8 protein-coding genes are annotated in these 12995 nt (G+C 73.0%); all 8 read left to right on the top strand.

Going from position 1 to position 12995, the window contains the following annotated elements:
* Nucleotides 1–279: 279 nt before the first annotated feature.
* The 8 genes from LMU33_RS40380 to obgE all read left to right on the top strand — a co-directional run bounded on the left by LMU33_RS40380 (nucleotide 280) and on the right by obgE (nucleotide 12878).
* Nucleotides 280–2916 carry an amino acid permease gene (locus LMU33_RS40380; RefSeq protein WP_228627027.1) on the top strand — a complete coding sequence of 879 codons (2637 nt, stop codon included), beginning with the start codon at nucleotides 280–282 and terminating at the stop codon, nucleotides 2914–2916.
* A gap of 177 nt (nucleotides 2917–3093) precedes the next feature.
* Nucleotides 3094–3666, top strand: a complete 573-nt coding sequence (locus tag LMU33_RS40385) for a hypothetical protein (RefSeq protein ID WP_228627029.1) — start codon at nucleotides 3094–3096, stop codon at nucleotides 3664–3666.
* A gap of 284 nt (nucleotides 3667–3950) precedes the next feature.
* On the top strand, nucleotides 3951–4997 hold the full coding sequence (locus LMU33_RS40390; protein ID WP_228627031.1) for a hypothetical protein: 1047 nt from the start codon (nucleotides 3951–3953) through the stop codon (nucleotides 4995–4997).
* 46 nt (nucleotides 4998–5043) lie between these two features.
* Nucleotides 5044–5820, top strand: coding sequence for a TIGR03936 family radical SAM-associated protein (locus LMU33_RS40395; RefSeq protein ID WP_228627033.1), 777 nt, complete (start codon nucleotides 5044–5046; stop codon nucleotides 5818–5820).
* A 263-nt stretch (nucleotides 5821–6083) separates the two neighbouring features.
* Entirely contained in the window at nucleotides 6084–10487 is a 4404-nt protein-coding gene (locus LMU33_RS40400; RefSeq protein ID WP_228627035.1) for an Rne/Rng family ribonuclease, read from the top strand.
* Between the two features lie 231 nt (nucleotides 10488–10718).
* Nucleotides 10719–11039, top strand: a complete 321-nt coding sequence (rplU, locus tag LMU33_RS40405; RefSeq protein ID WP_009188585.1) for a 50S ribosomal protein L21 — start codon at nucleotides 10719–10721, stop codon at nucleotides 11037–11039.
* 14 nt (nucleotides 11040–11053) lie between these two features.
* Nucleotides 11054–11308: a 50S ribosomal protein L27 gene (gene rpmA, locus LMU33_RS40410; RefSeq protein ID WP_023550764.1), complete on the top strand. Its 255-nt coding sequence runs from the start codon at nucleotides 11054–11056 to the stop codon at nucleotides 11306–11308.
* Nucleotides 11309–11429: 121 nt separating this feature from the next.
* Nucleotides 11430–12878 carry a GTPase ObgE gene (gene obgE, locus LMU33_RS40415; RefSeq protein ID WP_228627037.1) on the top strand — a complete coding sequence of 483 codons (1449 nt, stop codon included), beginning with the start codon at nucleotides 11430–11432 and terminating at the stop codon, nucleotides 12876–12878.
* The last annotated feature ends 117 nt before the right edge of the window (nucleotides 12879–12995 follow it).

Consider the following 12995-nt stretch of genomic DNA (forward strand, 5'->3'; position numbering starts at 1 on the left):
TGTGGAGCACTACGCCGTCAACGACTACTACCCACAGCGCCGGGTGATGGAGCGCATCGCGATCGCCGGCGTCCCGCTGTCCTGAGGTCCTTACCCCCCTCACCCGGCATCCCTGATCCGTGGACCGACCGTCGGCCCACGCCTGGTGGCCGTGCTGCCCGCGTCCGGCGCTGGTCCGTGCCCGGCTCGACCGGTACACGGCTGGAGAGCACCCGGCCGACGCAGTGGTCGCGCCCCTGCGCTGTTGCGGAGGGAACCGGCCCGGCGTTGGAATCAAGTGTGAGGCACTTTGACGGCGCCGTGTTCGCCGACCGCCCCGCTCCCGGGACGGGGGCCGGTCGCAAAGGGCTCAAGAACGACGCCCTGGGCATGTTCTCCTCGGTCGCCATGGGCCTTGCCTCCGCCGGCCCGGCGTACAGCCTGGCCGCCACCCTGGGCGTCATCGTGGCCGGGGTCGGACTGCAGGCCCCGATCGTCACGATGCTGGCGTTCGTACCGATGCTGCTGGTCGCATGCGCCTTCCGGGAGCTCAACGCGAGCAACTCCGACTGCGGGACCACCTTCAGCTGGGCCACTCGCACCTTCGGACCGAGCATCGGATGGATGGGCGGCTGGGGCCTCATCGTCGCCAACGTCATCGTCATGGGCAACCTCGCCCAGATCGCCGCTGCCTACGGCTTCCGACTGGTGGGCCAGGACGAACTGGCGGACGACCGGTTCTGGACGACCGTGGCGGGCATCGCCTGGATCGCCGTGCTGACCGTGATCTGCTACGTCGGCATCGAGGTCTCCGCGGCCGTCCAGCGCTGGCTGCTGTGCCTGGAAGTGGCGATGCTGTTCGTTTTCGCCGTCGCCGCACTGGTCAGGGTCTACTCCGACCCTCCCGCGACGGCGATCCACGTTTCGGCCTCCTGGTTCAACCCCTTCGAGGTGCCCTCGGCAAGGGGCCTGACCTCGGGAATCCTCGCGGGGGTCTTCATGTACTGGGGCTGGGACACCGCGTTCTCGGTCAATGAGGAAACCATCGACAGCACACGCGTCCCCGGGCGCGCCGCGGTCATGTCCACCGTGCTGCTCCTGGCCATGTACAGCCTGGTCGCCACCTCGGCGCAGGCGTTCGCGGGAGTCGGCACCTCGGGCATCGGGCTCGGCAACACCCACAATTCGAGCGACGTGCTGTCCGGGCTGGGCGATGCCGTGTTCGGGAGCGGGGACACGGGCCTGTTCCTGTCGAGACTGCTGATCCTGATGGTGCTGACCTCCGCGCTGGCCTCCGCCGAGACCACCATCCTGCCCTTGGCCAGGACCGTCTTCTCCATGGCGGTCCACAAGGCGGTCCCTGCCCGGTTCGCCCGGGTCCACCGCAGGTTCCTCACCCCGACCTGGGGGACCGTCGGCATGGGAGCGGCATCGATCGCCCTGTTCGTCCTGCTGGCGTCGTTCAGCCGCAACGTCCTGGCCGACTCGATCGACTCGGTCGGTCTCGCGATCGCGTTCCAGTACGGTCTGACCGGCTTCGCCTGCATCTGGTACTACCGCAGGGTCCTGACCCGCAGTGCCAGAGACCTGGTCTTCAAGGGCGTCCTGCCGGGACTGGGCGGGCTGGTGATGATCTCGCTGTTCGTCTATGCCGCCTTCGTCGTCTACGCGAACCCCGGGTACGGCGCGACAGCCGTCGACCTGCCGCTGATCGGCAGGACGGGCGGGGTCACCGTCCTGGGCCTGGGCTCCCTGCTGATCGGTCTCCTGCTGATGCCGGTGGTCACCCGTGGCCACAGCGTGGCCCTCAAACTCCAGCAGAGCCTGCTTCCACGCCATCTGCCCTCGCACGCCGCCGTCGACTCGGCGAGCCGCTACCTGCCCGCCGACAGCGGGTCCGGCGTGGGCGGCGACTGGTACGACGTCATTCCCCTGTCGGGAACCCGGGTCGGCCTGGTCGTCGGCGACGTGCTCGGTCATGGCCTGCGCGCCGCGGCCACCATGGGACGGCTGCGCACGGGTGTGCGCGTGCTGGCCCGGCTGGACCTGAGCCCGGACGAGCTCCTGTCCCGCCTGGCCGACCTGGTCGAGCAGACCGCGCACGAAGGCGGGGCCGGCCGAGGCCCCGGCCACCTGAGGCCGTACGTTGACGAGGCCCTGGGCGTGAGCTGCCTGTACGCGGTGTACGACCCCGTCTCGGGCAAGTGCAGCCTCGCCCGGGCCGGGGACTCCGTGCTGGCCGTCGTACAAGCCCACACGGGCGTCGTCGAGTATCCGGGGCTGCCGACCGGGCCGCCGCTGGGAATCGCCGGCCTGCCCTACGAGAGCATGGAACTGGAACTCGCTCCGGGCAGTCTCGTCGCCCTCTCCACGGACGGCCTCCTCCAGGCGGCCGACGACCGCGACGCCGGGCTCGCGCAGCTGTCCCGCGTCCTGGCCGACCGCCGAGCGTCCTTGGAGGCCCTGTGCGACTGCGCGGTGAGCACCCTGTTGCCGGGGCCGGTGGACGTGGACGCGACGCTGCTCGTGGCCCGCACGCGCCGGCTCGACCGGAAGCAGTTCGCCGAGTGGGCGGTGCAACCGGACCCGGCGGCGGTGGCCACCATCCGCACCAGCGTCAGCAAGCAGCTCGGCGAGTGGGAACTGGGTGACCTGGCGTTCACGACCGAGCTCATCGTCAGCGAACTGGTCACCAACGCCATCCGCTACGTCGGCGGTCCGATCCAGGTACGCGTGATCCGCGACCGGTCGCTGATCTGCGAGGTCTCCGACACCGGCCACACCGCGCCCAACCTGCGGCACGCCGCGAGTGACGAGGAGGGCGGGCGGGGCCTGTTCATCATCGCCCAGATGACCCACCACTGGGGCACGCGCTACACACCCACCGGCAAGACGATCTGGACCGAGCAGGACCTGCCGGAACCCGACGGCCGATAACACGTGCCGGTGCGGACCGGGTAGACGGCGGCCGCTGGTGCGCAGCCCGGCCGTTGCTCCCGCCGTCGTGCTCCGCCCGCCGTGCTCCGGCCGTTGCGATGCGCCGTGTGCGTGTGCCGGGAGCGACGTGCCGGTGCGGTGGTTGAGTACGTGCCGGGTCACGGCCACCGTGAGCGGGTGATCCTCGTTCCGGGCTGGATGTGGTGCCTGGGGCCGGTGAGCCGGGCTGTGGGCGCAGGCCTCGCCGCCGGCGTCTTCTTCGGGGCCTTCGTTCTCGTCGAATCGGGCTCGTGGGCGGGTGCCGCCGTGGTCTTCGTGGTGCTGAGCCTGTTGCACGGGACCCGAGTGGCGCGCCGGATGGAACGGGCCTGGCCCGCGGCAAGGGCCATGAGCGGCGCCGACCGCGCGGCCGTGGTACGCGCCACCCGGCGGGGCGAGGCCGTTGCCGATCCCCGGCTGGCGCCCTCGGTCGTCGAGTACGCCCGCGCCCTGCGCCGGACCGCCGAGGAGGACCGGCTGCGCCGTCGGGTCGTCCTGCTCGTCACCGTGCTCGCGGTCGCCCTCGCCGTGTACGACACCGTGACGGGCTCCACCGGCGAGACCATCGCCTCGTGGCTGGTGGTCGTGCTCCTCCTGGCCGACCTCATGTGGTGGCCCCGCTGCCGAGCCCGCCTGCTGGCCGGAGCCGACCGGGCAGCGGCGTCGGCCCGTCGCGTGACGGGCGCGGGCCACGCGACAGGCGACTCCTGAGCCCCGGGGAGCGTGCCCGGGCAGCGCGGAGGCGAGCCCGCCGGGCCGGGCACCTGCCCTTTTCGGGCGGGTGTTTCTGGGCAGCCAGCCGGTACACCCGATCCCCTTGACGTCTTCTGCGACGAACTGATCACCGAGTTCGGCGCCGACAGCACCGACGGCATAGCCCTGCTCGCCCTCCGCCCCACCCCGTTGGAGGCCCTCGGATCCGGATGCCGCGCCGTGCTGGTGCGGGTACGCCGGATCGCCGGATCCGAACAGGCGGTGCCGGCGTCTACCCCGGTATGGAACCCCACAAGCCGCCACCCCGGCCCCGGCACCCGGAAGGGTGCCTGACCGTCGCGATCCGCGTGCCCGTGCGGATCGCCGTCCTGGTGCTGGTGGTGCCGGTGCGGATGGGGTGGGACGCCCTCGTCGTCACCGGAAGGTTTCTGCGGGACACCGTGCTCAGGCCGCTCGGCCGTGCGCTGCTGTGGGTCGGAAAGGCCTTGTTCGTATGGCCGTTCGTCGCCCTGTGGCGTCATGTCCTGGTCCCGGTCGGCAGGGCACTCGGCCGGCTCGGCACGGTCCTCGTCGTCGTACCGGCCCTGTGGTGCCGCCGGTACGTGCTCACGCCCGTCGGGCACGCCCTGGCCTGGCTGGCGCGCGGGGCGGGCGCCGGGCTGGCGTGGGTGTACGCGCGCGTGCTCAGCCCGATCGGGCACGCGGTCGCCCGGCTGGCACGGTGCCTGCTCGTCGTGCCCGCGCGGTGGCTCTACGACCGGGTCCTCACGCCCGCCGGGCGTGCCCTCGCCCGGTGTGTACGAGGGCTGGGCCAGCTGCTCGGCGTGATCGGCACCGGCATCGGCGTCGCCCTGTACTGGACCCTCCGCGTCCTCCTCTTTCTGCCCGCCCTCGCACTGTGGCGCTGGGTTCTCGCCCCCGTCGGCCGTTTCCTCGCCGTCGTCGCGCGCGAGATCGGCGACGCCCTCGGGCACGCCTGGCGGATCGCCGGACGGATCTCGCGGGCCGTCGGCCGCGCGCTCGGGACCCTCTTCCGGTGGATCCTCGTGGAGCCCGTGCGCTGGGTGCATCGGACAGTCCTCACCCCGGTCGGCCACCTCGTCCGGGACGCCGTCCTGCGGCCCGCCGCCGAGGGCGCGCGCGTGCTGGGGCGGGCCGTCCGCGAGGCCCTGGCAGGCGCCCGCGACACGGTACGGCAGGCCCGCGCCGACTTCCGGCGGATGGTCTTCGGGGAACCACGGCCGCAGGCAGCAGTGGACCGGCGGGAACCTCAGGGGCCCGCTGCACGTACTCTTGGTAGCAGTACGACCGCACTCACGAAGGACTAGGACACTGGGCAAGCGACAGCCCGAAGGCCCGCCGCCCGCACCCGCGGTGCAGCGCATCCGACTGCGCTACACCAAGCGCGGCCGCCTGAGGTTCACCAGCCACCGAGACTTCCAGCGCGCCTTCGAGCGTGCGCTGCGCCGCTCCGAGGTGCCCATGGCGTACTCGGCCGGGTTCACGCCGCATCCGAAGGTGTCGTACGCCAATGCCGCACCCACCGGCACGGGCAGTGAGGCGGAGTATCTGGAGATCGCGCTCACCGCATCGCGCGACCCGGAGACCCTGCGCGTCCTCCTCGACGAGTCGCTGCCCCCCGGGCTCGACGTCATCGAGGCGGTCGAGGCGCGGACCCCGGGCCTCGCCGACCGGCTCACGGCCTCCGTCTGGGAGCTGCGGCTGGACGGCGTCGACCCGGCCGACGCCGAGCACGCGGTCGACAGGTTCAACCGGGCGGAGACCGTCGAGGTCCAGCGGATGACCAAGAGCGGTGTCCGCACCTTCGACGCCCGCCCGGCCGTGGTGAGCCTGGAAACGCACGGTTCACCGGCTGATAGGCCTACCGACCAGCCCTGTGCGATACTGCGGCTGGTTGTTCGGCACGTGACGCCTGCCGTACGACCCGACGACGTCCTGTCCGGTCTCCGCGCCGTGGCCGACCTGGCGCCGCCGGTCCCCGCAGCGGTGACCAGGCTGGCGCAGGGGCTGCTCGATGAAGAGACCGGCACGGTGACCGACCCGCTCGCGCCCGACCGCGAGGCAGCCGGGGCCCTGACGGCCACACCGGCAGCCGCCGCGACGGCGCCGACGCCGGAAGGTCCCGCGTAGGGACGGACGTCGTAAGCGCCGCCCTCGTACTCGGGAGCCACCTGGGTCGGGCAGCGCACCGACCAGAAGACTTTCGCCAGGCCGTACCGACAAGGCGTACGGAACCGGCGAGACAGGACACAGAGTGCTCCCGTGCGGCGCCCGCGCCCCGGACGGCGGCCATCGCGGATCACGCGGGCCGCGGACGTCAACGGCGGACGGTCCACCGAGACCGACGCCGGACCAGGCGCGGCGCCCGGGAGCCTGACGGGAGAAACGCCCGCATGCTCGAGCCGACCGAACCCCGCGAGGGTTCCGAACTGAACACTCCCAGCGACACCCTGCCGCCGCGCAGGAGTCGCCGTGCAGCCTCTCGCCCGGCGGGCCCGCCCGCCGCGGCCGAGGCTCCCACCGAGGTGACCGTGCCGGCCATACCGGCCGCGGAGTCCGACGACGTCGCCGGGGTCCTCGATGCCGCAGACGCCCTTGAGGCCGAAGGCGCTGAAGAGGCCGTAGAGGCGATCGAGGCCGAAGAGGCCGGTGCGCGGAGCGCTGAGGCGGCACCTGCTGCCGAGGAGGCCGCGTCCGCAGGACGTCCGCGCCGTCGGGCCACGCGCCGCGCCTCCGCACCCGCCGGTGCGCCGGCGTCCGTCGAGGCCGTCGAGACCGTGGTCCCGGCCGCCTCCGCCGCCGAGACCGAGCAGCCCGCCGCCGTCGCCGAGGGCGGCGAGGTCGTCTCCGGTGAGGAGGCCGCACCGCGCCGCGTCCGCCGCCGCGCCACGCGCACCGTCACCGCGCCCGCCGCAGCCGCGGAGGACGCCGGTGCCGCCGAGGCTGGTGTGAGCCAGGAGGCCGCAGAGGCCCCCGCCCCCGCAGCCGAAGAGGCCGCGCCCGCGGGTCGTGCGCGCCGTCGGGCCACGCGCCGCGCGTCCGCGCCCACCGGTGCCCCGGCGTCCGCCGAGGCCGTTGTCCCGGCTGCGTCCGCCGCCGGGACCGAGCAGGTTGAGATGGCCGAGGAGCAGCCCGCCGCCGAGGAAGAGGCCGCCCCCGCCGCCCGTACGCGTCGTCGCGCGACCCGCCGCGCCTCCGCGCCCGTCGGCGCGCCGAAGGCCGCCGAGTCCGCTGCCGAGTCCGCTGCAGTCGAGGTCCCGGCCGCCGCCGGGCCCGTTGCCGCCGAGGCCGCCCCGGCCGCCGGCGAGCCTGCTGCCGCTGCCGCCGAGGTGAGCGGTGCCGGCGAGGAGGCCGCTCCGCGGCGTACCCGCCGCCGGGCCACGCGCCGCGTGTCCGCGCCCACCGGTGCGCCGAAGGCCGCCGAGTCCGCCGCCGCGGAGATCCCGGCTGCCACCGAGGCTCCGGCCGAGCCGGTCTCCGCCGCCGCCGAGCAGCCCGCCGCCGCGGAAGCCCCGGCCGCCGCCGAGCCCGCTCCCGCCGCCCAGGCGCCGCAGGCCCCCGCCGAGGAGGCCGCCCCGCGTCGTACCCGGCGTCGGGCCGTACGCCCCGTGTTCGGGTTCTCCGAGCCCGCGCAGGCCGCCGAGCGCGAGGAGCCGGAGGCCGAGGCCGAGGCCGGGACCCGGCGTCGGCCCGCCCGCCCGGCCGTCGCCGTCTTCCAGCCGCCGGTGTTCACCGAGCCGAAGTTCCAGACCCCGGAGCGCGCCGCCGCCGAGGCCGCCGCCGAGGCCGTCGAGGTGGAGGAGCCCGAGGAGTACGCGGAGGAGCGGACGGAGGAGCGGACGGAGGAGCGCGCCGAGACCGGTGCGCGCCGCCGCCGTCGCCGCCGGGGCGCCGCCGAGGAGCCCCGGACCGTCGAGGCCGCCGCCGAGCCGGAGGAGCCGGAGGAGTCCGCCGAGGCCGTCACCGAGGGCGAGGAGGCCGAGGAGCCGGAGGAGGCGGAGGGCGCCGAGGGCTTCGAGGAGGCCGGTGCGCGCCGCCGTCGCCGTCGTGGCGGCCGTCGTCGCCGTCGCGGTGAGGCCGCCGAGGGCGAGGGCGCGGACGCCGAGGCCGAGGAACTGGCCGCCGAGCAGGCCGAGCAGGACGCCGAGGACACCGCCGAGCAGGAGGAAGAGGACGCCGAGGACGCCCGCGACGAGGCCGGTGGCTCCAGCTCCAGCAGCCGTCGTCGCCGCCGTCGGCGTCGCCGTGCGGGTGACACCACCGTCGACACCGAGCCCGACGAGGGCGACCCGGAGCGCACGGTCGTCAAGGTCCGCGAGCCGCGCAAGCCGGCCGAGCCGTCCGACGAGGTGCAGTCCATCAAGGGCTCGACCCGTCTGGAGGCCAAGAAGCAGCGCCGTCGCGAGGGCCGTGAGCAGGGTCGTCGCCGCGTTCCGATCATCACCGAGGCCGAGTTCCTGGCCCGCCGTGAGGCCGTCGAGCGCGTGATGGTCGTCCGCCAGTACGGCGACCGTACGCAGATCGGCGTCCTGGAGGACGGCGTGCTCGTCGAGCACTACGTCAACAAGGAGCAGTCGACCTCGTACGTCGGCAACGTCTACCTGGGCAAGGTCCAGAACGTGCTGCCGTCGATGGAGGCCGCCTTCATCGACATCGGCAAGGGCCGCAACGCCGTCCTGTACGCCGGTGAGGTCAACTTCGAGGCGCTGGGCATGGCCAACGGCCCCCGCCGCATCGAGTCGGCGCTCAAGTCCGGGCAGTCGGTGCTCGTCCAGGTCACCAAGGACCCGATCGGGCACAAGGGCGCCCGTCTGACCAGCCAGGTCTCCCTGCCGGGCCGCTACCTCGTGTACGTCCCCGAGGGCTCGATGACCGGCATCAGCCGCAAGCTGCCCGACACCGAGCGGGCCCGGCTGAAGACCATCCTCAAGAAGATCGTCCCCGAGGACGCGGGCGTCATCGTGCGCACCGCCGCCGAGGGCGCGAGCGAGGAGGAGCTGCGCCGGGACGTCGAGCGGCTGCAGGCGCAGTGGGAGGACATCCAGAAGAAGTCGAAGAACGGCAACGCCCCGACGCTGCTGTACGGCGAGCCGGACATGACCGTCCGGGTCGTGCGCGACATCTTCAACGAGGACTTCTCCAAGGTCATCGTCAGCGGTGGCGACGCCTGGGAGACGATCCACGGGTACGTCTCGCACGTCGCGCCGGACCTCGCCGGCAGGCTGTCGAAGTGGACCTCCGAGGTCGACGTCTTCGCCACCTACCGGATCGACGAGCAGCTCGCCAAGGCCCTCGACCGCAAGGTCTGGCTGCCCAGTGGCGGTTCGCTGGTGATCGACAAGACCGAGGCGATGGTCGTCGTCGACGTCAACACCGGCAAGTTCACCGGCCAGGGCGGCAACCTGGAGGAGACGGTCACCAGGAACAACCTGGAGGCGGCCGAGGAGATCGTGCGCCAGCTCCGGCTGCGCGACCTCGGCGGCATCGTCGTCATCGACTTCATCGACATGGTCCTGGAGTCCAACCGCGACCTGGTGCTGCGCCGCCTGCTGGAGTGCCTGGGCCGTGACCGTACGAAGCACCAGGTGGCCGAGGTGACCTCGCTGGGCCTGGTGCAGATGACCCGCAAGCGGGTCGGCCAGGGCCTGCTGGAGTCGTTCTCGGAGACCTGCGTGCACTGCAACGGCCGCGGTGTCATCGTGCACATGGAGCAGCCGGTGTCCGCCGGCGGCGGTGGCGGCAAGCGCAAGAAGCGCGGCCGTGGCGCCGACGCCCAGGAGCACGTGCACGAGACCGCCGCCGTGGCCGTCGAGACCGGCGAGGCCGTGGAGCCCGAGGCGGAGACCGCCGCCGCGGTGGCCGCCGAGATCGCCGAGCCGGTCGCGCTGCCGGCCCCCGACTTCGCGCCGGACGAGGAGCTGTACAGCAGCGTCGCCGAGGCGGAGGCGGCGGCCACCCGTGGCCGTACGCGCCGCAGGGCGAGCCGCCGGGCCTCGGCTCCGGCGGGCGCGCCGAAGGCCGAAGCCCGCCGTGAGAAGGCCCCGAGGACCGAGGCGGCCGTGGCCGCCGGGGCGCCGACCGCGCAGGACGTCACCGCCGAGGAGACGGCGGCGCGCCCGGTGCGTCCGGAGCCGGCCGCCGCGGCCCTGGCCGAGCCCTCGGCCGTCGAGGACCAGGTGGTCCCGGCACCGCAGGCCGAGGCCGTCGAGGAGGCCGCGCCCAAGGGCCGTACGCGCCGTCGTGCGACCCGGAAGGTGTCGGCGCCGGCCGGTTCCCCGGCGGGTGCCGAGGCGGCGGCCGTGGTGACGGTGCCCGAGACCGCGCCCGCGGTCGAGGAGCCGGCGGCACAGCCCGCGGCCGAGGCGCCCGCTGAACAGGCCCCGGCCCAGGTCGCCGTCGAGGAGGCGCCCGAGCCCGCCGAGAGCGCCGCCCCGGCCCGTCCGCGCCGCCGCGCCGTGCGCAAGGCCACCGCGCCGACCGCGTCCGAGGAGGCGGCCGTCGTGGTCGTCCCGTCGGCCGCTGCGGAGGCGGCTGCCGAGGCCCCGGCCGGCGAAGTGACGGCCGAGGAGGTGGCCGAGGCGACCGCTCCGGCCAAGAAGGCGGCCCGCAAGACCGCCAAGAAGGCCACGGCGAAGAAGGCCGCCGCCAAGAAGGCCACGGCGAAGAAGACCGCGGCCAAGAAGACGGTCGCCAAGAAGACCACGGCCAAGAAGGCGGCGAAGACGGCCGCCGCGAAGTCCACGGCGAAGAAGACCACCACGGTCTCCGCCGCCGCGGACGTGGCCGACGAGGGCTGACGCCCGGGCTGTGGGGCCGGTCCGAGTGACCGGCCCCACACCCACCGGGTCCGGTTTGACCCTCCAGGTCGTGGACCCGTAACCTTGACCGTCGGCGTGTCCACTGAGCACGCCACATCCCCGTAAACCTTTTCCTCCCGGGCGCAAGGCGGGCCGGGAGAGGTCGTCCGTGGTGATTCTGGGCGGCTGGCCTGCGGGGGTGCCGTTTCTTCGAGCGAAAGAGAGATCCGCGTGTACGCCATCGTGCGCAGCGGTGGTCGCCAGCACAAGGTTGCTGTCGGCGACATCGTTGAGGTTGACAAGATTTCCACCGCCAAGGTTGGCGACACGGTCGAGCTCTCGACCCTGCTCGTTGTCGACGGCGACGCTGTGACCAGCGACCCGTGGGTGCTGGCCGGCATCAAGGTCCAGGCCGAGGTCGTGGACCACCACAAGGGCCAGAAGATCGACATTCTGCGCTACAAGAACAAGACCGGCTACCGCCGTCGGCAGGGCCACCGCCAGCAGTACACGGCGATCAAGGTCACGTCGATCCCCACGGCTGCGAAGTAAGGGACTGAGGAGAAATGGCACACAAGAAGGGCGCATCGTCCACCCGGAACGGTCGCGACTCCAATGCCCAGCGGCTCGGCGTGAAGCGCTTCGGCGGTCAGGTCGTGAACGCGGGTGAGATCCTGGTCCGCCAGCGCGGCACCCACTTCCACCCCGGCGCCGGTGTCGGCCGTGGCGGCGACGACACGCTGTTCGCCCTGCAGGCCGGTGCGGTGGAGTTCGGTACCCACCGCGGCCGCAAGGTCGTGAACATCGTTCCGGTCGCCTGAATCATCTGATTCAGCACCGAACGCTTTCGCGAGGCGGACCTCACTTCCCGTTCGGGAAGGCGGGTCCGCCTTTCGCGTGTTGACGCTAGACATACCGATCGTTTTCTGGAGGCACTGAACCATGACCACCTTCGTGGACCGCGTCGAACTGCATGTCGCCGCGGGTAACGGAGGTCACGGCTGTGCCTCCGTACACCGCGAGAAGTTCAAGCCGCTCGGCGGCCCGGACGGCGGCAACGGCGGCCGTGGCGGTGACGTCATCCTCACCGTCGACCAGTCGGTGACGACACTTCTCGAATACCACCACTCCCCGCACCGCAAGGCCACCAACGGCAAGCCGGGCGAGGGCGGCAACCGCTCCGGCAAGGACGGCCAGGACCTCGTCCTGCCGGTGCCGGACGGCACGGTCGTGCTGGACAAGGCGGGCAACGTGCTTGCCGACCTGGTCGGCCACGGCACCTCGTACATCGCCGCACAGGGCGGCCGGGGCGGCCTCGGCAACGCGGCGCTGGCCTCCGCCCGCCGCAAGGCGCCCGGCTTCGCGCTGCTCGGCGAGCCCGGCGACCTGCACGACATCGTCCTGGAGCTGAAGACCGTCGCCGACGTGGCGCTGGTCGGCTACCCGAGCGCCGGCAAGTCCTCGCTGATCTCCGTGCTCAGCGCGGCCAAGCCGAAGATCGCCGACTATCCGTTCACGACGCTCGTGCCGAACCTCGGTGTCGTCACCGCCGGTTCGACCGTCTACACCATCGCCGACGTGCCGGGTCTGATCCCGGGCGCCAGCCAGGGCAAGGGCCTGGGCCTGGAGTTCCTGCGGCACGTGGAGCGGTGCAGCGTGCTGGTGCACGTGCTGGACACCGCGACCCTGGAGTCCGACCGCGACCCCGTCTCCGACCTCGACATCATCGAGGCCGAGCTGCGGGAGTACGGCGGCCTGGACAACCGGCCCCGGATCGTCGTCCTGAACAAGGTCGACGTGCCCGACGGCAAGGACCTCGCCGAGATGGTCCGGCCCGACCTGGAGGCCCGCGGCTACCGCGTCTTCGAGGTGTCGGCCGTCGCCCACATCGGGTTGCGCGAGCTGTCCTTCGCGCTCGGCGAGCTGGTCGCCGCTGCGCGCGCCGCCAAGCCGAAGGAGGAGGCGACCCGGATCGTCATCCGGCCCAAGGCCGTGGACGACGCCGGGTTCACCGTCACCCGCGAGGAGTTCGGCGGCGAGCCGCTGTTCCGGGTGCGCGGAGAGAAGCCCGAGCGCTGGGTCCGCCAGACCGACTTCAACAACGACGAGGCCGTCGGCTACCTCGCCGACCGGCTCAACCGCCTCGGCGTCGAAGAGCGGCTGATGAAGGCGGGCGCGCGGTCCGGCGACGGTGTCGCGATCGGTCCCGAGGAGAACGCGGTCGTCTTCGACTGGGAGCCGACGGTCATGGCCGGTGCGGAGATGCTGGGCCGCCGCGGCGAGGACCACCGCTTCGACGGCGAGCGGCCCGCGGCGCAGCGCCGCCGGGAAAAGCAGGCGGAGCGGGACGAGGCGCTGCGCGAGTACGACGAGTTCGACCCGTTCGAGTAGGACTCGAGCAGGTTTCGGCCACGCGAGAGGGCGGGCCGGAGGTTTCCCTCCGGCCCGCCCTCTCGCGTTCCGTGCCGGTGTCGGCCGTCGGAGCCGTCAGCTGTCGCCGTCGGTCAG

The organism is Streptomyces barringtoniae, assembly GCF_020819595.1.
Lineage (GTDB): Bacteria > Actinomycetota > Actinomycetes > Streptomycetales > Streptomycetaceae > Streptomyces > Streptomyces barringtoniae.